This is a genomic window from Afipia broomeae ATCC 49717, assembly GCF_000314675.2.
GTDB classification, from domain to species: Bacteria; Pseudomonadota; Alphaproteobacteria; order Rhizobiales; family Xanthobacteraceae; genus Afipia; species Afipia broomeae.
Genome location: NZ_KB375283.1, coordinates 158087 through 178494, shown reverse-complemented (window position 1 = coordinate 178494; position 20408 = coordinate 158087). Strand labels below are relative to the sequence as shown.

At 62.1% G+C, this 20408-nt stretch carries 17 protein-coding genes and 1 riboswitch; of the genes, 8 read left to right on the top strand and 9 right to left on the bottom strand.

Annotated features, from left to right (window positions below; translation table 11 throughout):
• Window positions 1-18: 18 nt before the first annotated feature.
• Window positions 19-384: a glycine cleavage system protein GcvH gene (gene gcvH / locus HMPREF9695_RS13295; protein WP_006021364.1), complete on the bottom strand. Its 366-nt coding sequence runs from the start codon at window positions 382-384 to the stop codon at window positions 19-21.
• A gap of 22 nt (window positions 385-406) precedes the next feature.
• The gene (gene gcvT, locus HMPREF9695_RS13290; protein ID WP_006021363.1) at window positions 407-1582 is read right to left on the bottom strand and encodes a glycine cleavage system aminomethyltransferase GcvT; all 1176 of its coding nucleotides are present in this window, start codon (window positions 1580-1582) and stop codon (window positions 407-409) included.
• A gap of 134 nt (window positions 1583-1716) precedes the next feature.
• Window positions 1717-1806: riboswitch (glycine riboswitch) on the bottom strand.
• A 311-nt stretch (window positions 1807-2117) separates the two neighbouring features.
• Between gcvT and alaS the strand changes: the two genes are divergently transcribed.
• Window positions 2118-4781, top strand: a complete 2664-nt coding sequence (alaS, locus tag HMPREF9695_RS13285; RefSeq protein ID WP_006021362.1) for an alanine--tRNA ligase — start codon at window positions 2118-2120, stop codon at window positions 4779-4781.
• 6 nt (window positions 4782-4787) lie between these two features.
• On the opposite strand, the gene HMPREF9695_RS13280 is transcribed toward alaS, so the two are convergent.
• Window positions 4788-5291: a DUF3455 domain-containing protein gene (locus HMPREF9695_RS13280; protein ID WP_006021361.1), complete on the bottom strand. Its 504-nt coding sequence runs from the start codon at window positions 5289-5291 to the stop codon at window positions 4788-4790.
• Window positions 5292-5455: 164 nt separating this feature from the next.
• Between HMPREF9695_RS13280 and ybaL the strand changes: the two genes are divergently transcribed.
• Complete coding sequence (ybaL, locus tag HMPREF9695_RS13275; protein ID WP_024918981.1) at window positions 5456-7174, top strand: YbaL family putative K(+) efflux transporter; 1719 nt, start codon at window positions 5456-5458, stop codon at window positions 7172-7174.
• Between the two features lie 17 nt (window positions 7175-7191).
• On the opposite strand, the gene HMPREF9695_RS13270 is transcribed toward ybaL, so the two are convergent.
• From HMPREF9695_RS13270 to HMPREF9695_RS13250, 4 genes are all read right to left on the bottom strand, one after another.
• Window positions 7192-7629 (bottom strand): acyl-CoA thioesterase, encoded by a 438-nt coding sequence (locus HMPREF9695_RS13270; protein WP_006021359.1) that lies wholly within the window; start codon window positions 7627-7629, stop codon window positions 7192-7194.
• 91 nt (window positions 7630-7720) lie between these two features.
• The gene (locus HMPREF9695_RS13265) at window positions 7721-8941 is read right to left on the bottom strand and encodes an NADP-dependent isocitrate dehydrogenase (protein ID WP_006021358.1); all 1221 of its coding nucleotides are present in this window, start codon (window positions 8939-8941) and stop codon (window positions 7721-7723) included.
• A 543-nt stretch (window positions 8942-9484) separates the two neighbouring features.
• The gene (locus HMPREF9695_RS13255; protein ID WP_006021357.1) at window positions 9485-11068 is read right to left on the bottom strand and encodes an MFS transporter; all 1584 of its coding nucleotides are present in this window, start codon (window positions 11066-11068) and stop codon (window positions 9485-9487) included.
• The gene (locus HMPREF9695_RS13250; RefSeq protein ID WP_006021356.1) at window positions 11055-12221 is read right to left on the bottom strand and encodes an HlyD family secretion protein; all 1167 of its coding nucleotides are present in this window, start codon (window positions 12219-12221) and stop codon (window positions 11055-11057) included. The genes HMPREF9695_RS13255 and HMPREF9695_RS13250 overlap by 14 nt, the downstream gene beginning before the upstream one ends.
• A gap of 175 nt (window positions 12222-12396) precedes the next feature.
• Between HMPREF9695_RS13250 and HMPREF9695_RS13245 the strand changes: the two genes are divergently transcribed.
• Together HMPREF9695_RS13245 and HMPREF9695_RS13240 are read left to right on the top strand one after the other, a co-directional pair.
• Complete coding sequence (locus tag HMPREF9695_RS13245; RefSeq protein ID WP_006021355.1) at window positions 12397-13590, top strand: TrmJ/YjtD family RNA methyltransferase; 1194 nt, start codon at window positions 12397-12399, stop codon at window positions 13588-13590.
• A gap of 109 nt (window positions 13591-13699) precedes the next feature.
• Window positions 13700-14191, top strand: coding sequence for a GlcG/HbpS family heme-binding protein (locus HMPREF9695_RS13240; RefSeq protein ID WP_006021354.1), 492 nt, complete (start codon window positions 13700-13702; stop codon window positions 14189-14191).
• Between the two features lie 116 nt (window positions 14192-14307).
• On the opposite strand, the gene HMPREF9695_RS13235 is transcribed toward HMPREF9695_RS13240, so the two are convergent.
• On the bottom strand, window positions 14308-14625 hold the full coding sequence (locus HMPREF9695_RS13235) for a DUF1476 domain-containing protein (protein WP_006021353.1): 318 nt from the start codon (window positions 14623-14625) through the stop codon (window positions 14308-14310).
• Window positions 14626-14917: 292 nt separating this feature from the next.
• On the opposite strand from HMPREF9695_RS13235, the gene purC reads away from it, so the two are divergent.
• Together purC and purS are read left to right on the top strand one after the other, a co-directional pair.
• Window positions 14918-15685, top strand: coding sequence for a phosphoribosylaminoimidazolesuccinocarboxamide synthase (gene purC, locus HMPREF9695_RS13230; protein ID WP_019196322.1), 768 nt, complete (start codon window positions 14918-14920; stop codon window positions 15683-15685).
• 5 nt (window positions 15686-15690) lie between these two features.
• Entirely contained in the window at window positions 15691-15930 is a 240-nt protein-coding gene (gene purS, locus HMPREF9695_RS13225; RefSeq protein WP_006021351.1) for a phosphoribosylformylglycinamidine synthase subunit PurS, read from the top strand.
• A 63-nt stretch (window positions 15931-15993) separates the two neighbouring features.
• Here the strand turns inward: purS and HMPREF9695_RS13220 are convergent, their stop codons facing one another.
• Window positions 15994-17028 (bottom strand): fumarylacetoacetate hydrolase family protein, encoded by a 1035-nt coding sequence (locus HMPREF9695_RS13220; RefSeq protein ID WP_006021350.1) that lies wholly within the window; start codon window positions 17026-17028, stop codon window positions 15994-15996.
• A gap of 302 nt (window positions 17029-17330) precedes the next feature.
• Between HMPREF9695_RS13220 and purQ the strand changes: the two genes are divergently transcribed.
• Together purQ and purL are read left to right on the top strand one after the other, a co-directional pair.
• Entirely contained in the window at window positions 17331-18029 is a 699-nt protein-coding gene (purQ, locus tag HMPREF9695_RS13215; RefSeq protein WP_006021349.1) for a phosphoribosylformylglycinamidine synthase subunit PurQ, read from the top strand.
• Window positions 18030-18184: 155 nt separating this feature from the next.
• Window positions 18185-20398, top strand: coding sequence for a phosphoribosylformylglycinamidine synthase subunit PurL (gene purL, locus HMPREF9695_RS13210; RefSeq protein ID WP_006021348.1), 2214 nt, complete (start codon window positions 18185-18187; stop codon window positions 20396-20398).
• The last annotated feature ends 10 nt before the right edge of the window (window positions 20399-20408 follow it).

Genomic DNA, 20408 nt, shown 5'->3' with positions numbered 1-20408 from the left:
GTCCTCACTCTGTCGGGCTTATGCCGTGTGGGCCTTGTAGGCGGCTTCATCCATCAGGCCGTCGAGATCGCCCTTGTTGGCGATCTTCAGCTTGAAGAACCATGCGGCCTTGCCGGGATCGGAATTGATCAGCGCGGGATCGGCGACGAGTGCGTCGTTGACCTCGATCACTTCGCCGGTGATCGGCGCGTAGACGTCGGACGCCGCCTTGACGCTTTCCACCACAGCGGCGGCTTCCGCCTTCTTCAGCGCGCGGCCGACCTTCGGCAGTTCGACGAACACCACGTCGCCGAGCTGGGTCTGGGCGTAGTCGGTGATGCCGATGGTGGCGACATCGCCCTCGATGCGGAGCCATTCGTGATCGGATGTGTACAGTGTGGTCATGAAATCCTCAGCCTGTTGATTGCTATCGTTTGTAGCCATTGGGCACGAACGGCATCGCCGATACGCGCAGCGGCAGACGCTGCCCGCGCACATCGGCGAACACAGCCGTGCCTTCGGTGGAAAGAGATGTCGGCAGATAACCCATGGCGACCGGCGCGTTCAGCGTCGGTCCGAAGCCGCCGGAGGTGACCGCGCCGATTTTCTCGGGCGATGTTTCGCTGGCGTACAGCGCAGCGCCTTCGCGCACCGGCGCGCGGCCTTCCGCCCGCAGGCCGACACGGCGGCGCGGTGCGCCGGTTTCGAACTGCTTCAGGATGACGTCCGCGCCGGGGAAACCGCCCGCGCGCACGCCACCCAGGCGGCGGCTCTTTTGCACCGACCATTCCAGCGCGCCTTCGACCGGCGTGGTGGTGGTGTCGATGTCGTGGCCGTAAAGACAGAGGCCTGCCTCCAGCCGCAGGCTGTCACGCGCGCCGAGGCCGATCGGCAATACGGCGGGATCGGCGAGCAATGCCGTTGCGAGACGTTCGGCGTCTTTCGCGGGCACCGAAATCTCGAAACCGTCCTCGCCGGTGTAGCCGGAGCGTGAGACGAAGCAGCCGATGGCTTGACCAGAGATTTGCACCGTGTGCGGCCCGGCATCCATGAACTTCATCGCAGCTATTGTCGGCGCATGCTTGCTGAGCACCTCGACCGCCTTCGGTCCCTGGAGCGCGATCAGCGCGCGGTCCGGCAGCGGTTCGATGATGCAGGTGCCGGAGAGATGCCTGCGCAGGTGCGCTTCGTCTTCGGTCTTGCAGGCGGCATTGACCACCAGGAACAGGTGATCACCGAAATTCGCCACCATCAAATCGTCGAGAATCCCGCCGGCATCGTTGGTGAATTGCGCATAGCGCTGGCGGCCGTGCGGAACCGCGAGAATGTCCTGCGGGACCAGCGTTTCGAGTGCGCGGGCTGCGTCTTCGACCCTGCCGGATTTCGCCGTCAGCGTGATCTGCCCCATGTGGGAGACATCAAACAGGCCGGCGGAGGCGCGGGTGTGGAGATGTTCCTTCAGCACGCCGGCGGTGTACTGCACCGGCATCTCGTAGCCTGCGAAGGGCACGATCTTGCCGCCGCGCGCCACATGCAGTTCGTGCAGCGGAACACGCTTCAGGGCATTTTCGGCGGAGTCTGGTTGGCGCTCGGTGGCAAGCATATTCAGGGCTCCTGACGGATTCCGGGACGGTTCCCGAAACCTTGTCGAAGCCCCATCTGTCGCTGTGCCTGAGAGTATTATCCCGTCGGCGGATGCCGCGCCGGTCTGCCGGCCGCATCTCTTTCCAGATTTCAGTCAGTCACACGGTCCGTTTGCCTGAGAGTTTCCGGGGCGGTTGCTCCTTCGGCGCCGGCATGAAGCCGGTCTCTCCCGACGTGACTTGTCAGCTTAGTATATAGCTTACTTAGGCAGGGAAACACGCCTTTCGAGGCCCTGTCAACGCAACTGCGAGATTATCAACGGCCTTCGTGGCGCGCTTAAGACTGCTTGCAAGCCGCTGATCTGGTGCACACTTTCTGGACATACCCGGCCTGTTCCGTCTAGAAACAGGGCGGGACAAATTGCGCTGCACGCGTCATTGAAGGCGGGCGGCACATCCGAGTGTTTTCGGGCGAAACAGAGCGTGTTTTGCAAGCCGAAAATGCACCAGAACATTCAGGCTTCTTGAAAGCTTTTTGGGCGCGATTGGACGAGCATGAGCGGCGTTAACGAGATCAGGTCGGCGTATCTGAATTATTTCGCGAAAAACGGCCACGAGATCGTGCCGTCGTCGCCGCTTGTTCCGCGCAACGACCCGACATTGATGTTCACCAATGCGGGCATGGTGCAGTTCAAGAACGTGTTTACGGGCCTTGAGAAGCGGCCGTATCAGCGCGCGACCTCGTCGCAGAAATGCGTCCGCGCCGGCGGCAAGCACAACGACCTCGACAATGTCGGCTACACCGCGCGGCATCACACCTTCTTCGAGATGCTCGGGAACTTCTCGTTCGGCGATTATTTCAAGGACCGCGCCATCGAGCTTGCCTGGAATTTGATCACCAAGGAATACGGGCTCCCGAAGGACAAGCTGCTGGTCACGGTCTATTCCGAGGACGACGAGGCGTTCGGTCTCTGGAAAAAGATCGCAGGCCTGCCCGAATCGAAAATCATCCGAATCGGGACGTCGGACAATTTCTGGCAGATGGGCGACACCGGCCCCTGCGGCCCGTGTTCGGAAATATTCTTCGATCACGGCGACAAGATCTGGGGCGGCCCTCCGGGTTCGGCCGAGGAAGACGGCGACCGCTTCATCGAGATCTGGAATCTGGTGTTCATGCAGTTCGACCAGATCGCGCCGGGCAACCGCGTCGCGCTGCCGAAGCCGTCGATCGATACCGGCATGGGCCTGGAGCGCATCGCCGCCGTGCTTCAGGGCAAGCACGACAACTATGAGATCGACCTGTTCGTCGCGCTGATCCGCGCGATCGCCGAATTGACGGGCGCCGATCCGAATGGCGAACAGAAGGCGTCGCTGCGCGTCATCGCCGACCATCTGCGTGCCTCGTCCTTCCTGATTTCGGACGGCGTGCTGCCCTCGAACGAAGGCCGCGGCTATGTGCTGCGCCGGATCATGCGCCGCGCGATGCGCCACGGTCAGTTGCTCGGGGCGAAAGAGCCGCTGATGTATCGCTTGGTGTGGGCGCTGGTGCGCGAGATGGGACAGGCCTATCCCGAACTGGTGCGCGCCGAGAACCTGATCGAGGAAACGCTGAAGCTGGAAGAGACCCGGTTCCGCAAGACTCTGGATCGCGGCCTTTCGATTCTGGACGAGAAAAGCGCTTCCCTGAAAAAGGGCGACATGTTCGACGGCGAGACTGCGTTCACGCTGTACGATACCTATGGCTTCCCGCTCGATCTGACGCAGGACGCGCTGCGCAACCGCGGCATCGGCGTCGATATCGCGTCGTTCACCGATGCGATGGACCGCCAGCGTGCCAAGGCGCGCGCCTCGTGGGCGGGGTCCGGCGACACTGCCACGGAGACCATCTGGTTTCCGCTGCGCGAGAAGCTCGGCGCCAGCGAGTTCCTCGGCTACGACACGGAAGTCGCCGAAGGCGTCGTCACCGCGCTGGTGAAGGACGGCAAGGAAGTAGATAGCGCCAAGAGCGGCGACAGCGTCGCTATCGTCATGAACCAGACGCCGTTCTACGCCGAGTCTGGCGGTCAGGTCGGCGACACCGGCGTTCTGACCGGCGACGGCGTGCGCGTGCGCATCACCGACACCCAGAAGAAGGCCGGCGATCTTTATGTGCATCTCGGCACCGTCGAGCAGGGCACGGTGAAGCTCGGCGTGCCGCTGCAGCTCGAAGTCGATCATGGGCGGCGCACGGCGATCCGCGCCAACCACTCGGCAACACATCTTCTGCACGAGGCGCTGCGTCAGGTTCTGGGCGATCACATCGCGCAGCGCGGCTCACTGGTCGCGCCGGAACGGCTGCGGTTCGACTTCGCGCACAACAAGCCGATCACGGCGGAAGAACTGCGCCGTATCGAGGATATCGCCAACGATGTCGTGCTGGAGAACGGCGAGGTCGTCACCCGCTCGATGGCGGTGGACGATGCGCGCGATTCCGGCGCGCGGGCGCTGTTCGGGGAGAAATACGGCGACGAAGTCCGCGTGGTGTCGATGGGCGCGGGCAAGGGCAACGCGCTCGGCTGGTCGGTCGAACTGTGCGGCGGCACCCATGTGCGGCGTACCGGCGACATCGGTCTGATCTCCATCAGCGGCGAAAGCGCGGTGGCTTCGGGCGTGCGGCGTATCGAGGCGCTGACCGGAAACAATGCGCGTCACGCCGTGAATGCAACCATTCACACCGCGAAGGCGGCGGCGGCAGAGCTGAAAACCACGCTCGATGATCTGCCGGCACGCATCGCCGCGCTCGTTGAGGAGCGCAAGAAGCTTGAGCGCGATCTGTCGGATGCACGCAAGAAACTCGCCATGGGCGGAGTCAGCGTTGCGAGTTCTCACCGCACGGAGGACGACTTCCAGGAAGTGAAGGGCGTCAAGTTGATGGCGAAGAACGTGTCCGGCATCGAGATGAAGGACCTCAAGAGCCTTGCCGACGATGGCAAAAAGCGTCTGGGCTCCGGCGTCGTGGCCATCGTCAATGTGGGCGAGGACGGCAAGGCCGGAGTTGTGGTCGGCGTCACATCGGATCTGACCTCGCGGTTCAGCGCGGTTGATCTGGTCAAGATCGCGTCCGAAGCGCTGGGCGGAAAGGGCGGCGGCGGCCGTCCCGACATGGCGCAGGCCGGCGGCCCCGATGGCGCGAAGGCGGACGCTGCGCTGAAGGCGATCGAAGCCGCGATGGGTGCCTAGCGCGACTTAGCGCAAAAACACGTAGTCCGCTGAATAAGGCACGCTCTGGTAAGTGCCGGGTTTGTCGCAAGCACCTTGCAGCTTTCCGCCCGCGGTGTTGATCCGCTGCACGGTCGTGATTCCGCTGAGCGCGCCGCTTCCCCGCTGCGAGACGACTTCGAGCTTGAGCCACGGGATGTCCTTGTCCGTCGCGCCCGGCGCATTGCCGGCCGCCTTGCCGACAACAGCGCTGCCGTCGCTGTATTCCCAGTTCGGTCCGGCGTAATGGCGCCCAACGGTCTTTCCGTCGGCAAGCAATGTCGCAATCGGCTCGCGGAAAACCCACGCGGGTTTTCCTGACGCGTCGGCCTTGCATTCGTAAACCTGCGCGCCTTCCGCGTGCAGCGTCAGCACAACCGTGCCGGTGGCCGCGATAGCAGCCGGCGTTTGCGCGTATGTGGCGGAGAGTGGTGCGAGGACGAAGCCTGCAATCGACAGCAATGCGAGGAGATCAGCTCTTATCGGGGTCATCGCGAGGTCCAATCATCGCCGGCGCTGTCGTCAGCGTGCCATCGTCTCCCGTCCATGTGTCGTAACCTTGTCGTGACTGCATTTAGATCGAGACGCGATTTACTGCGGCGATGGGTAGCGAAAGATGCACTGGCATCCATTTCCCCTATGCGTCAAAATGCGGCATGCATCACAATACTCCATTGATTTCGACGGTCGTCGTCGGCCTTGTGCTGGCTTTTGTTCTCGGCGCGCTTGCCCAACGGGTCCGCATTTCACCGCTTGTCGGCTATCTCCTCGCGGGCGTGGTGATGGGCCCGTTCACGCCCGGCTATGTCGCGGATCAGAACATCGCCAACGAACTCGCCGAAATCGGCATCATTCTGCTGATGTTCGGCGTCGGTCTGCATTTCTCGCTGAAAGATCTGCTGTCGGTGCGCGCCATCGCGGTCCCCGGCGCAGTGGTGCAGATCGCTGTGGCGACGCTGCTCGGCATGGGGCTTGGCTGGACGCTGGGCTGGCCGGTCGGCGGGGGGCTGGTGTTCGGCCTCGCGCTGTCGGTGGCAAGTACGGTTGTGTTGCTGCGCGCTTTGCAGGAGCGGCGGCTGGTCGACACAGAGCGCGGGCGAATCGCGGTCGGATGGCTGATCGTCGAGGATCTCGCGATGGTGTTGACGCTGGTGCTTCTGCCGGCGCTCGCGGGATTGCTGAAAGGCGAGGGCACAAGCGGTCTCAGTGCCTACGCGATGGCGCAGCCGGTGCTCATTACGCTCGGCAAGGTCGCGGCGTTCGTCATCTTCATGCTGGTGGTCGGCCGCCGCGTGATCCCGTGGGTCCTGCATTACGTGGCGCATACGGGTTCGCGCGAACTGTTTCGTCTCGCGGTGTTTGCGATTTCGCTCGGTGTGGCGTTCGGCGCGGCAGTGCTCTTCGACGTGTCGTTCGCGCTCGGCGCGTTCTTCGCCGGCATGATTCTGAGCGAATCCGAACTCAGCCAGCGCGCCGCGAACGAAACCCTGCCGCTGCGCGACGCATTTGCGGTGCTGTTCTTCGTGTCGGTCGGCATGCTGGTCGATCCCGCGATCATCGTGCGGGAGCCGCTGCCGCTGCTGGTGACCGTCTTCATCATCATCTTCGGAAAATCCGTCGCGGCTTTCGGCATCGTGCGCATGTTCGGGCATCCGACATCCACCGCACTGACGATCTCTGCAAGTCTCGCCCAGATCGGCGAGTTCTCCTTCATTCTCGTCAGTCTCGGCGTCAGCCTTGCGCTGCTGCCGGACCGTGGCCGTGATCTTGTTCTTGCGGGAGCAATCATCTCGATCATGCTGAACCCGCTGTTCTTTGTGTTGCTGGATCGCTATGAGGCGAAAAAACAGGCAGCCGAGGAAGCCGCGGCAGCAGCCTTGTCAGCGGAGGATTCCGCTGCAGAGGTGGCCGCGGAGGCGGCAAGGAAGAAGCCGGCCCGCGTCGAGTTGCCTGTCACCGCTCTCACCGGTCATGTCGTGCTGGTCGGATACGGGCGCGTCGGGAGTGTTGTCGGCGCATCGTTAAAGCAGGGAGGCGTGCCGCTTCTGGTCATCGAAGATAATCCGGGATGCCTCGAAAAGCTCGCTCAGGCGGGAATCGAGAAGATCACGGGCAATGCGGCGGCACCGGGAATGCTGGTTGCGGCAAACCTCGAGGCCGCGCGCGGGCTCATTGTCGCAATACCCGATGCGTTCGAGGGCGGGCAGATCGTCTCCAAGGCCCGCGCGATCAGCGCGACGCTGCCAATCATCGCGCGGGCGCATTCGGAAGAGGAAATCGCGCACCTCAAGCATCACGGCGCGAATAGCGTCATCATGGGCGAGCAGGAGATCGCCAAGGCGATGATTGCGCAGATCGGTCTCGCCAGCATCTGAGCGCTGGCTGCCGCGGGTCAGGATGCGAGATGCTTCTCGCGTGTTGCGATCAGGTTGCGGATCTCCGGAGTGATCGGAGCAGGCCGATGCGTCGATTGATCGGTGTTCACCCAGACGATTTCACCGGTGGCCATCAGATCCGCGCTGTCATTCAGGAAGATCGCCAGTTCGAACGTCATGCTTGAACTGCCGATCCGCGCGACGCGGACGCCGACCTCGATCTCGGCATCGAAGCGGATCGGCGATTTGTACTCGACGACGGACTTCACGACATGGAAGTCCATGCCGGTCTTCTTGGCGTCGGCGTACTGATCGTATTTGAGCTCACGGAAATATTCGGTGATGGTGGTGTCGTAGAACGTCAGGTAATGGGCGTTGAACACCACGCCCTGACCGTCGATCTCCGAATAGCGGATGCGGAAGGGATGGAAGAAGCTGAATTGGTCTCGCGTCATGTCCGGCGTTCCGGTTCTTTTTGAAATTGACAAGCAAACGGCGCAGACAATGTCTGCGCCGTCAAAAACATGAGATGCAGCTTGCGGCGCCTTACGCCGCAGGAGCCATCGCCTTGGTGAGGTTTTCCGCGACCTTGTCGAGGAAGCCCGTGGTCGAGAGCCACTTCTGATCGGCGCCGACCAGCAGCGCGAGGTCCTTGGTCATGAAGCCGGACTCGACCGTATCGACGCAGACCTTCTCCAGCGTCTTGGCGAACTTCGCCAGTTCCTCGTTGTTGTCGAGCTTGGCGCGGTGGGCGAGGCCCTGCGTCCAGGCGAAGATCGACGCGATGGAGTTGGTCGAGGTTTCCTTGCCCTTCTGGTGTTCGCGGTAGTGGCGGGTCACGGTGCCGTGGGCAGCTTCGGCTTCCACAACCTTGCCGTCCGGCGTCAGCAGCACCGAGGTCATCAGGCCGAGCGATCCGTAGCCCTGAGCCACGGTGTCGGACTGCACGTCGCCGTCATAATTCTTACAGGCCCAAACGTAGCCACCTGACCACTTCAGCGCCGAGGCGACCATGTCGTCGATCAGGCGATGTTCGTAGGTAAGGTGCTTGGCTTCGAAGTCCTTCTTGAATTCGGTGTCGTAGATTTCCTGGAAGATGTCCTTGAAGCGCCCGTCATAGACCTTGAGGATGGTGTTCTTGGTCGACAGGTACACCGGATAGCCGCGCGACAGGCCGTAGTTCATCGAAGCGCGTGCAAAGTCACGGATGGAATCGTCCAGGTTGTACATGCCCATCGCCACGCCGGCGCCGGGAGCCTTGAACACCTCACGCTCGATCACCGTGCCGTCCTCGCCGACGAACTTCATCGTCAGCACGCCCTTGCCCGGGAACTTGATGTCGGTAGCGCGGTACTGGTCGCCGAAAGCGTGGCGGCCGATGATGATCGGCTTGGTCCAGCCGGGAACCAGACGGGGCACGTTCTTGCAGATGATAGGCTCGCGGAAAATCACGCCGCCGAGAATGTTGCGGATGGTGCCGTTCGGCGACTTCCACATTTCCTTGAGGCCGAATTCCTTCACGCGGGCTTCGTCCGGCGTGATGGTGGCGCACTTGACGCCGACGCCGTGCTTCTTGATCGCGTTGGCCGCGTCGATGGTGACCTGATCGTTGGTCTTGTCGCGGTATTCCATCCCAAGGTCGTAATATTCGAGCTTCACATCGAGGAAGGGGTTGATCAGCTTGTCCTTGATGTACTGCCAGATGATCCGGGTCATCTCGTCGCCATCGAGTTCGACGACGGGGTTGGTCACCTTGATTTTTGCCATGGGGGATCGGGCCTTAAATTGGGGGCGGAGAGGGCGAGAGAACCGCAACGGTTCCGTAGCGAGGCTATAGCACCCGCGTTCGCGGGCTGGAAGGCAACGCACCTGAGACTTTCTGGCATGTCGGGCGAGACACGCGTGCCGGCAGGTCAATCCTGGAGCCATTTCAGCCGGTGATTTTGAAGCGGTTCGCGCTTTTGCGGCCGCTCGCCGAAACCGTGCAGTGGCAAAACCCTTCAGCACTTCCGCCTGGTGCCGTTTGGCGGGCCGTAACGGCGAGGATTGCCGGCGGGCACTCCCGCCTGGCGTTTCGCGCGAGATTCAAACGATTCGATAACCCCATTGATTTATAAGGGTAATTTCAGGCGACCAAGACCGGAGCTGAATCGATCTGTTCGGTTCTTGAATCAATTCCTTCACGGGTTGAATCAAAATCTTCAGAAGGTGATTCAAAACCTTCACGCGTTGAATCCGCATCATCAGAACCTGATTCAAGACCTTCACCGCGCTGATTCAGAATGTTGGGATTTCGGGCGGAGAACGGCGCTATCGGGCTTTGGGTGTGAAGGGCCCGGGCGGGGATTTCGTAATCAGGGCGGTCACGAGAAGCCCCATGATCGCGAAACCGAAGGTCAGCCAGAAGCCGTCGATATAGGCCAGCACGTTGGCCTCGCGCTGGACCATGCCGGCCAGTGTTCCGACGCTGCGCGCGGGGGCCGTCGCTGTGCCATGGCCAGCGAAATAGCCCGACATGCGGGCAAGAAACTGCTCCACCTGATCGGTGGCGTGGGTGATGTGCTGACCGATCAGGTTGGAGTGGGTCTGTTCGCGCACCCGCAGCCAGGTGGCCATCAGCGCAATGCCGATTTCTGCGCCGCCGAGGCGCATGATCTGGATATAGGCCGCAAACGCCGTCGCCCGGGTCGGATCGGAGTTGGACAGCGCGATGATAATGATCGGGAACAGCGTGAATGCCTGGCCGACCGATTGCAGCAACACAATCGGGATGAAGTCGGCCAGCCGCCAGCTATTGGTGATTTGCGTTCCGAGCAATGCGGCGATTCCGAACGTGATCAGGCCGATGATCAGGACGATTCTCACATCATATCGCCGCAGCAGCCAGATCGAGAGGGGAAACAGCACGGCAAAGGGAAGAACGCCATAGATCACAAGCAGGCGCCCCGTCTGTTCGGGCCGGAGCTGCGCAACGGCCGAAAGGAAGTTCGGCACCAGCGACGAGTTGGAGAGACTGGTCAGGGTGTAGAGCAGGATGACGACCAGCGCGAAGCCGATATTGCGCGAGAACAGCACATTGGCGTGCGCCCACGGCTCCTCCACCACGGCCTCGTTGATGAAAAACGCCACCAGCAGAAACGCACCGCAGCCGAGCATTGCGACAACGGTTCCGGAATTGAGCCAATCCAGACGGTTCCCTTGATCGAGGCCGGCATAGACCATGGCGATGCCGGTCCCCAGCAACAGCATGCCGCCCCAGTCCGCGGTTTCCAGCAGCGTCCGGTTGACCGGATCGCGGGCGGCGCCGAAGTAAACCAGGATCGCCATCAGCACGGCGATGATCGCATCCTGCCAATACAGCCATTGCCAGCCGATCTGATCAACATAGAAGCCGACCAGCGCCGGACCGAAGTTGAGCGCAAAGCCGACTCGCAACGAATAAATCCCGATCGCCACCAGCCACCACTGCATCGGCAGGTTGCGGAAAATGATCATCAGCGTGGCCGGCACGAAGGTGCCGATCAGCAGGCCATGAAGGATCGTGAGGGCCAGAAGTGTCTGGTAATCGCGGACAAATGGGAGAACCAGCGAGATCACCGCGAAGACCAGACTAGGTATGCCGAGAATGCGGCGCAGGCCGAATACGGTGGCAAGCCAGGCCACCGAAGGCGCGATGAAAATCTGCGACGCGGTCGAGGCCGTGCTCAGCCAAGCGCCTTCGTCGAAGCTGAGAGAAAAGGCGCCCTTGATATCGGGCAGCCCGATCGTGAACATCCGGCTGTCGATGTTGGCCATCGACGAGCCGAGCAGCACGGCGATCACGGCGAGCAGCGGATGGTGAACAGCCTGACCGACCGAGACCGGCCCGCTGGCGATGATTTTAGCTTCCGCCACCGGCTTTGGCTCCGGCGTTCGAGGGCACAACGGTTCCCTCTGTGTTGATCCGCGTCACCGCCGACATGCCCGGCAGCAGACGATCGAGCAGCGGCTGGCCCTTGTCGAATTCGATCCGCAGCGGAATTCGCTGCACCACCTTGGTGAAATTGCCCGTGGCGTTGTCGGGCGGCAGCAACGCGAATTGCGATCCGCTCGCCGGGGAAACACGTGCGACATGCCCGCTCAGCTTCGCGTCCGGGAAGGTATCGATGGTGATTTCCACCGGCTGCCCCGGCTTCACGCGCGTCAGCTGCGTCTCCTTGTAGTTCGCGATGACATAGACATTCGGCAGCGGCACCACGTTGAACAGGTTGCTGCCGATGTTGACGTAATCTCCTGGCTGAACCTGCCGTGCTCCGACCACACCGTCGAACGGGGCGACGATCCGGGTGTAGCCAAGCTTGAGTTTTGCGGCTTTCAGCGCGGCCTGAGCGGCGAGAACATCGGCGGCGCGCTGCTTTTTCGTTCCGGCGAGAACTTCGAGCTGGTGCCTTTGTGCGGCGATGACAGCGCGGCTGGCGCGGACATCGGCGTCCGCCTTTGCAAGGGCGGCGGTCGCCTGCTCGAGCCGCTGGCGGGTGAAGGCAGGGCTTTGGATCAGACCATGCTGGCGGTCGTATTCCTGCTGCGCTTCGACCTGGATGGCTTCGGCGGAGGCGAGCTGCGCTTCGGACTGCGCGATGGTGGCGTATTGAAGTTCGACCTGATTGGCGAGGTTGTCGAGCGCGGCCTGTGCTCCGGCGACGGCGGCTTCCGCCTGCGCAACCTGCGCCTCGTAGTCCGCAGGGTCGATCTCGACGAGCAGATCGCCGGCCTTGACGTGCTGATAATCGCTCGCGGCGACTTTCAGCACTTCGCCGGCGACGCGGCTGCTGAGTTGTGTTGTCTCGGCGCGAACATAGGCGTCGTTCGTGGTCTGGATCACGGCGCCGCCGATCCAGGCGTCCCAGCGCAGCGTCGCCACCATCACGAAGGTCGCCGCCGCAATCAGGCAGGCGACGGGAATCGCGACCCGGCGCAGCGTGGCGCTGACATGCGAAGGCTCGGGAGGCGGGGCGGACGCTGCCTGCTGTGGGGGAGTGCCGGCGGCGGGGTTATCTGTCTGAGCCATGGGTCACGCTACTCCAACCGGCGGAGAAAGTTCAAAGCCAAACCTGCAATTTCGGCATGACCGTATTGCAGGGGTTTTGCCGGACTTCCAGCGGCCCGAAAACGAAAAATGTCTTGACCTGTCCGGCGTCAACTGCGTTACGGCATGGGAAAATGTGACACACAAAGCAGGGACAATGACCGGTTCAGGCACCGACAAAACCAAGACGCGCAAAGAATTGAACGGGCCCATCGTGGTGCTGGTCGAGCCGCAGCTTGGCGAGAACATCGGCATGTGCGCGCGCGCCATGGGCAATTTCGGCCTGACGCGGCTGCGCATCGTCAATCCGCGCGACGGCTGGCCCAATATGGCCGCCCAGCGCGCCGCCGCGGGCGCCGATCACATTCTTGATAAAGTCGAACTGTTCGACACGGTGGAAGCTGCGGTCGCCGATTGTTCGCTGCTGTTCGCGACCACGGCGCGGGCGCACGATCAGGCCAAGCCGGTGGTGGGTCCTGAAGAGGCTGCCCGTCAGATTGTCGGTGAAACAGCGGCAAGCGGCACGGCGGCGATTATGTTTGGACGCGAGCGCTACGGCTTGCAGAACGACGAGGTCGCGCTCGCCAATCGCATCGTCACGTTTCCGGTCAATCCGGGCTTCGCCTCGCTGAACTTGGCTCAAGCGGTTTTGCTGATGGGTTATGAATGGTTCAAGCTCGCCACCGGCAACGCACTGCCGTTCGACATGCCGGAACGATCTGAACGGGCCTCGAACCATCAGATGCAGGCGTTCTTCGACAACCTCGTCAATGAACTCGACAAGGTTGAATTCCTCCGCCCGCCGGAAAAGCGGGACACCATGCTTGTGAACATGCGCAACATTTTCACCCGCATGGAGCCGACCAAGCAGGACATGCACACGTTGCACGGCGTGATCATGGCCATCGCCGAAGGCCGGAAAGGCCCGGCGAAAGGCGGGGTTCTCGACGGCAATGAAGCGACGCGGCTCCGTGCCTTGCTGGCGGAACAGTCCGACGGCCGCACACCATCCGAAAGCGGCGGCACGGTGAGGGGACTGGCGCGCCTGCTGCGGCGTAATCCGACCGATGCGGAGCGTATTCTCTGGCAGGCGCTGAGGACGGACCGCCGTTTCGCATCCCACTTCAAGCGGCAGACGCCGGTTGGGCGTCACATTCCGGATTTCGTATCGTTCACGAGGCGGCTGGCGATCGAACTCGTCAACGCCAATGAGACCGATGTCATCGCTCGCGACCGCGCGGCCCGGCGCGAATGGCTCGAGGCGCGGGGATATCGTGTTTGCCTCATCAACGCGGCTGACGTGGAAGCAAACCTCGATGCGCAGCTCGCACGGCTCGCCGCAACGGCCTAGCCCTTCGCTTGTGCAATATCGATTCTTGTTCTGCCGCGGGATTAAAGCAGGATAGGAAGGGTTGCTACAAAAACGCACAAACCAAAAACCATCAAAGGGAGGCTTCCGTATGCGTTCACTCAGTCTTGCAGCATTGACGACTGCTGCAATCGTTCTCGCCGGTCCGGCTCACGCGCAGGCGCCGCAGGTTGAAAAGAACGTCTCGATGGCGATGGCTATCGCCATCATCCAGGGCACCATCGAGCAGTGCACCAAGGACGGCTACAAGGTGTCTGTCACGGTCGTGGACAAGGCCGGCAATGTCGCGGCGCAGGTTCGCGGCGACGGCACCAATCCCCACACCATGGAGTTCAGCCGCCTGAAGGCCTACACCTCGCGCACGCGCGGCCAGACCTCGCTCGAATTCATGAAGCTGGTTGAAAAGCCCGAGACGGCCTACCTCAAGCAGGTCCCGGGGACCGTGGCTGTCGGCGGCGCGGTTCCGATCAAGGTGGGCAACGAAATCATCGGCGCGGTCGGCGCATCGGGTGCGCCCGGCGGCGAAAAGGACGAAGTCTGCGTCCTCGCCGGCATCGCGAAGGTTCAGGACTCGCTGAAGTAACGCGATTCTGAATCGTCATTGCGAGGAGCGCAGCGACGAAGCAATCCAGCTTCAAAGGTGGATTGCTTCGCTTCGCTCGCAATGACGGGAGGGTTTTAGGTCGATGCGCGGCAGGCTTACTGCCCGGCCTTGATCTGGGCGACGGCGACCGCCACCAGTTCGTCCATCTTCTTGCGAACGTCGGCTTCCGACACGCCCTTGCTGGCCAGGTCGGCGGCCACCTTGCGCAGGACGTCGGTATCGCCGGCTTCCTCGAAATCGGCCGCGACGACCTCCTTGGAGTAGGCCACGGCGTCATCACCGGTTTTGCCCAGTTTTTCGGCGGCCCAGAGACCCAGCAACTTGTTCCGGCGGGCTTCCGCCTTGAACTTCTGTTCCTCGTCGAGGGCGAACTTCTTCTCGAAGCCTTCCTGGCGCTTGTCGAAAGTGGACATATATCTGTTCCGTAAGCTGAATTTGATGCCGCGAGGAGAGGAGCGGCGGGACCCTGCATATAGGGGTTGCGGCCCCTGCAAGGCAACGTCCGAGAGGTCGCAGGAAGCCTAAAAGGAGCCGGTAAAACGCCTCTCCTTACATTGTATCGGTCACATCAATCGGTTAGGTTGCCGATGAGTCCGGTTCGCGGTTTGTTTCACGATTCCGGACTTCACGGCAGCTCCGCCGTGGGTCGCGTAAATCACCCGGAGCACCCCATTCATGGACTTCAACAGAACACGGTACATCCCTATGAGCCGTCGGCGTCGCATTTACGAAGGCAAGGGCAAGACCCTTTACGAAGGGCCTGAGCCTGGAACCCTGATTCAGCATTTCAAGGACGACGCCACCGCGTTCAATGCCAAGAAACACCAGATCATCGAGGGCAAGGGCGTCCTCAACAACCGGATCTCGGAGTACGTCTTCCAGCATCTGAACGACATCGGCGTGCCGACGCATTTCATCAAGCGTCTCAACATGCGCGAGCAGTTGATCCGCGAGGTCGAGATTGTGCCGCTCGAGGTTGTGGTGCGCAACGTCGCCGCCGGATCGCTGTCGCAGCGCCTCGGCATCGAGGAAGGCACGCAGCTCCCGCGTTCGATCATCGAGTTCTACTACAAGAACGATCAGCTCGGCGATCCGATGGTCTCCGAAGAGCACATCACCGCGTTCGGTTGGGCCACGCCGCAGGAGATCGACGACATGATGGCGCTGGCCATTCGTGTGAACGACTTCCTCACCGGCCTGTTCCTCGGTGTCGGCATCCGTCTTGTGGACTTCAAGATGGAGTGCGGCCGCCTTTTCGAGAACGACATGATGCGCATCATCGTCGCCGATGAAATCTCGCCGGACTCGTGCCGGCTGTGGGACATTAAGTCGAACGAGAAGATGGACAAGGACCGCTTCCGCCGCGATCTCGGCGGCTTGCTGGAGGCCTACACCGAAGTGGCCAAGCGTCTCGGGATCCTGATCGAGAACGACCGTCCCGCGGGCTCCGGCCCGGTGCTTGTGAAGAGCTGAGTTCGATGAAGGCACGCGTTACCGTCACATTGAAGAACGGCATTCTCGACCCGCAGGGCAAGGCCATCGAAGGCGCGCTGAAGTCGCTCGGCGTCGATGGCATTGCCAGCGTGCGGCAGGGCAAGGTGTTCGACATCGAAGTCGCCGGCGCGGACAAGGCGAAAGCCGAAGCCGCGCTGAAGGAAGCAGCAGACAAGCTGCTGGCGAATACGGTGATCGAGAATTACCGCGTCGAGATCGTCTGATCCGATTGCGTCCGGACATGAAAAAACCACCGGCCGAACGGCCGGTGGTTTTGTTTTGCAATCTCAGACCAGCGTGAATTCCAGGTCGCCGAGCTTCTCGATGCTGGAGACGATCTTGTCGCCTGCCTTCAGCCAGACGCGCTTCTCCGGCGGGTAGCCGAGGATCACACCTTCCGGCGTGCCGGTGAAGATCAGGTCACCGGGCTCCAGCGTCATGTAGCGCGAGGCGTAGCTGACGAGCTGCTTCACGCTGAAGATCATGTTCTTGGTATTGGCGGACTGGCGCTGCTCACCGTTGACCAGGGTTTTCAGGTTGAGATTTTCCGGATCGACCTGATCCCCGGTCACGAGCCATGGGCCGATCGGACCCCAGCCGTCACCGGTCTTGCCGAGCATCCATTGGCCCGAACGCATCTGCTGATCGCGCTCGGAGAAGTCCTGCCCGGTGCAATAGCCGAACACATAGTTGAGTGCATCGGCCTCGCTGACATTGCGCGCCTGCTTGCCGATCACGGCCACGAGTTCGGTCTCGTAGTCGAAGTTCTTGCCGGGCTCCTTCGAAACGGCAATCGTTCCGCCGTGATTGTTGAGGGTGGAGTTGTACTTGTTGAACAGGATCGGCTCTTTTGGCAGCTTCTCGTTGGCTTCCGCCGCGTGGGCCTTGTAGTTCAGGCCGACACACAGGATCTTGCTCGGCTCGGTGACGCAGGGTCCGAACTTGGCGGACTTCTCCGCAACGAGATACTTGCCGCTGGCCTTGGCCTTCTCGACAGTGGCTTTCAATGCACCGGCGTTGTACTCGCCGCTGATCACCTCGTCGGTCGAGAGCGGTGCGCCGAGTTTGAAAGCCTGCTCGGCGGCTCCCACATCCACAATGCCCTTGTCGGTGCGCACGCCGAGCGACAGGCCGTTGGCGGTCTGGAGCATGGCCAGCGTCATGTTCCTGGTGGTTTCCAGCTTCGGCGGCTGGCCTGGGGCAGGGGCCGCGCCCTTGGTCTTGTCCTGGGCGAAGGCTTCGCGTGTTCCGGCGGAGAGCAGGCCGCCGGCCACCACGCCGGCAGCAGAGGATTTCAGGAATTTGCGGCGATCATTGTTCATGGTTTCCATCCCGATTTCTTGTTGTCAGCACCGTTTGGATGGTGCCGGGATACTAACTTACACTGGAAAACCGTCCCTCAAATGGGATAAGTCATGTGGTGAAGGCATGACTAGTGTCCTGAATGCGAAGTTCGCTTCATTCTGCAGCGCATCCCGTAGCGGACTTCGGATTTCAAAAGGACACTGGAAATGATGATTCTAGTGTGGTTTTGGTTCGCAAGTCCGCAGGTGGACATGCCGCAGTGACGACGCGGACTGGCGAACCACCGCAATAGCCCGTGCAGCCCGCAATCGGAAACTCAATGAAATCCGCAATTCTTGTTTTCCCCGGCATCAATCGCGAACGTGACATGGCGCGTGCGCTCAAGCTCGCGTCCGGCAATGACGCCGCGATGGTGTGGCACGCCGACACGGCGTTGCCGAAAGGCACCGATCTGGTCGTGGTGCCGGGTGGTTTCTCCTACGGCGACTATCTGCGCTGTGGGGCAATTGCCGCGCGCGCCCCGATCATGGACGCGGTCCGCGCCCATGCTGCGGCCGGCGGTTTGGTGATGGGCGTCTGCAACGGTTTTCAGATTCTCTGCGAGTCGGGCCTGCTGCCCGGCGTATTGATGCGCAATGCACAGCTCAAGTTCATCTGCCGCGACGTGCATCTGCGTGTCGAGCGTTCCGATACGCCGTTTACGCGCGGCTACAATGCCGGGCAGGTGATCCGCGTGCCGGTGGCCCATGGCGAGGGCAACTACGCCGCCGACGAGGAAACCATCCGCCGTCTCGAAGGCGAGGGCCGGGTGCTGTATCGCTATTGCTCCGCCAACGGCGAAGTTGGCGACACCCACAACATCAATGGCGCGGCTGCGTCGATTGCGGGCATTGTCAGCGACAAGGGCAACGTCCTCGGCATGATGCCGCACCCGGAAAACCACGTCGAAGACATCATGGGCTGCACCGACGGCCGCGGCCTGTTCGCTGGCCTTGTGGCGCATTTGAAGGCCGCCTAGAGGGCTTTTTTAGCCGGGATTTCTCCCTATCTGATGCTTGCCGCAGGCCGGGCCGCCGTGCACAAAGAAGCCCGGAATCACGCATATTCCGCCTTGTCCGACCCCTCTGAACCCCCGGAGGGCCGCCGAAGCATTTGACCCGGAGCGACGTCGCCTTGACGATCAGGAACGAACCCCAGATCACCCCCGAACTCGTCGCCCAGCACGGCCTGAAGCCTGATGAATACGAGCGCATCCTCAAGCTGATCGGGCGGGTGCCGACGTTTACGGAACTCGGCATCTTTTCGGCGATGTGGAACGAGCACTGTTCCTACAAGTCCTCGCGCATCCATCTGCGCGGGCTGCCGACCAAGGCGCCGTGGGTCATCCAGGGACCGGGCGAGAACGCGGGCGTCATCGATATCGGCGACGGGCTGGCCGTGGTCTTCAAGATGGAGAGCCACAACCACCCGAGCTACATCGAGCCGTATCAGGGCGCCACCACCGGCGTCGGCGGCATCCTGCGCGACGTGTTCACCATGGGCGCGCGCCCGATTGCCTGTCTGAATGCACTGAGCTTCGGCGATCCGAAGCATCCGAAAACCCGTCATCTCGTCTCCGGCGTTGTCGCGGGCGTCGGCGGCTACGGCAATTCGTTCGGCGTGCCGACGGTGGGCGGCCAGACGCGCTTCCACACGCGCTATGACGGCAACATCCTCGTCAACGCGATGGCGGTCGGCCTCGCGGAAAGCGACAAGATTTTCTACGCGGCGGCCTCCGGCGTGAACATGCCGATCGTCTATCTCGGCTCCAAGACCGGCCGCGACGGCATCCATGGTGCGACCATGGCGTCAGCGGAATTCGATGACGACAGCGAGGAGAAGCGCCCCACCGTGCAGGTCGGCGATCCGTTCGCGGAAAAGCTGCTGCTGGAAGCCTGTCTCGAAATCATGGCAGCGGATTGCGTGATCGCGATTCAGGATATGGGCGCGGCGGGCCTCACATGCTCGGCGGTCGAGATGGGCGCGAAGGGCGACCTCGGCGTCGAACTGCATCTGGACTCGGTGCCGACGCGCGAACCTGGCATGAGCGCCTACGAGATGATGCTTTCGGAGAGCCAGGAGCGCATGCTCATGGTGCTCAAGCCAGAGAAGGAAAAGCAGGCCGAGGCGATCTTCAAGAAGTGGGGCCTCGACTTCGCCATCGTCGGCTACACCACGCCGACGCGGCGTTTCGTCGTCAAGCACGGCGGCGATGTAATGGCCGACCTGCCGATCAAGGAACTGGAATCCGAAGCGCCGCTCTACGACCGTCCGCATGTGCCGTCGCCGCAACTTCCTGTGATCCATGCGCGCGACGTCAAGGCGCCGGTGTCGATCACCGAAGCGCTGTCGAAGCTGATCGCCACGCCTGAACTGTGCTCGAAGCGCTGGGTGTGGGAGCAGTACGATCATGTCATTGGCGGCAACACCTTGCAGCGCCCCGGTGGCGATGCCGCGGTGGTGCGCGTGCAGGACGGGCCGAAGGGCCTCGCGCTGACCTGCGATGTCACGCCGCGCTATTGCGAGGCCGATCCGTTCGAGGGCGGCAAGCAGGCTGTTGCAGAGGCCTGGCGCAACATCACCGCGGTTGGCGGCAAGCCGCTCGCGATCACCGACAATCTCAACTTCGGTAATCCCGAACGCCCCGAGATCATGGGCCAATTCGTGGGCTGCCTGAAGGGCATTGCGGAAGCCTGCCGCACGCTGGATTTCCCGGTCGTGTCCGGCAACGTGTCGCTCTACAATGAAACCAATGGCCGCGGCATTCTTCCGACGCCGTCCATCGGCGGCGTGGGCCTGCTGGACGATTTCACCAAGTCCGCGACGCTGGCGTTCAAGGCTGAGAACGAAGCGATCCTGCTGATCGGCGATACGCAAGGCTGGCTCGGCCAGTCGGTGTATCTCCGCGATATCTGCGGCAAGGAAGAGGGCGCGCCGCCGCCGGTGGATCTTGCCATCGAGAAGCGGAATGGCGATGTGGTGCGCGGCATGATCAAGGGCGGCACTGCGACCGCCGTGCATGACGTGTCCGACGGCGGCCTGCTGGTGGCGCTGACCGAGATGGCGATGGCCAGCGGCATCGGCGCCATCCTCGATGCGCCGCCGGAGGAGATCGTGCCGCATGCGTGGTGGTTCGGCGAAGACCAGGCGCGCTACGTCATCACCGTGCAGGAAGAGCATCTGCTGACGGTGCTGAGCAAGCTCAAGGCGGTCGGCGTGCCGTGCCATGTCATCGGCAAGACCGGTGGGCACGACATCGCGGTCGAAGGCGAGACGCCGGTTTCGGTGGCGTCGCTCAAGGCAGGCTTTGAGAACTGGCTGCCGGCCTACATGTCCGGAAAGAACTGATCGCGCGCTG

What these genes read in the sequence shown, in the direction of transcription:
- gcvH (WP_006021364.1), bottom strand. Translation starts at nt 384, where the DNA reads ATGACCACACTGTACACATCCGATCACGAATGGCTCCGCATCGAGGGC.
- HMPREF9695_RS13250 (WP_006021356.1), bottom strand. Translation starts at nt 12,221, where the DNA reads ATGGCTCAGACAGATAACCCCGCCGCCGGCACTCCCCCACAGCAGGCA.
- HMPREF9695_RS13220 (WP_006021350.1), bottom strand. Translation starts at nt 17,028, where the DNA reads ATGAACAATGATCGCCGCAAATTCCTGAAATCCTCTGCTGCCGGCGTG.
- HMPREF9695_RS13245 (WP_006021355.1), top strand. Translation starts at nt 12,397, where the DNA reads ATGACCGGTTCAGGCACCGACAAAACCAAGACGCGCAAAGAATTGAAC.
- gcvT (WP_006021363.1), bottom strand. Translation starts at nt 1,582, where the DNA reads ATGCTTGCCACCGAGCGCCAACCAGACTCCGCCGAAAATGCCCTGAAG.
- purC (WP_019196322.1), top strand. Translation starts at nt 14,918, where the DNA reads ATGAGCCGTCGGCGTCGCATTTACGAAGGCAAGGGCAAGACCCTTTAC.
- HMPREF9695_RS13280 (WP_006021361.1), bottom strand. Translation starts at nt 5,291, where the DNA reads ATGACCCCGATAAGAGCTGATCTCCTCGCATTGCTGTCGATTGCAGGC.
- purS (WP_006021351.1), top strand. Translation starts at nt 15,691, where the DNA reads ATGAAGGCACGCGTTACCGTCACATTGAAGAACGGCATTCTCGACCCG.
- ybaL (WP_024918981.1), top strand. Translation starts at nt 5,456, where the DNA reads ATGCATCACAATACTCCATTGATTTCGACGGTCGTCGTCGGCCTTGTG.
- purQ (WP_006021349.1), top strand. Translation starts at nt 17,331, where the DNA reads ATGAAATCCGCAATTCTTGTTTTCCCCGGCATCAATCGCGAACGTGAC.
- HMPREF9695_RS13235 (WP_006021353.1), bottom strand. Translation starts at nt 14,625, where the DNA reads ATGTCCACTTTCGACAAGCGCCAGGAAGGCTTCGAGAAGAAGTTCGCC.
- HMPREF9695_RS13270 (WP_006021359.1), bottom strand. Translation starts at nt 7,629, where the DNA reads ATGACGCGAGACCAATTCAGCTTCTTCCATCCCTTCCGCATCCGCTAT.
- alaS (WP_006021362.1), top strand. Translation starts at nt 2,118, where the DNA reads ATGAGCGGCGTTAACGAGATCAGGTCGGCGTATCTGAATTATTTCGCG.
- HMPREF9695_RS13240 (WP_006021354.1), top strand. Translation starts at nt 13,700, where the DNA reads ATGCGTTCACTCAGTCTTGCAGCATTGACGACTGCTGCAATCGTTCTC.
- HMPREF9695_RS13265 (WP_006021358.1), bottom strand. Translation starts at nt 8,941, where the DNA reads ATGGCAAAAATCAAGGTGACCAACCCCGTCGTCGAACTCGATGGCGAC.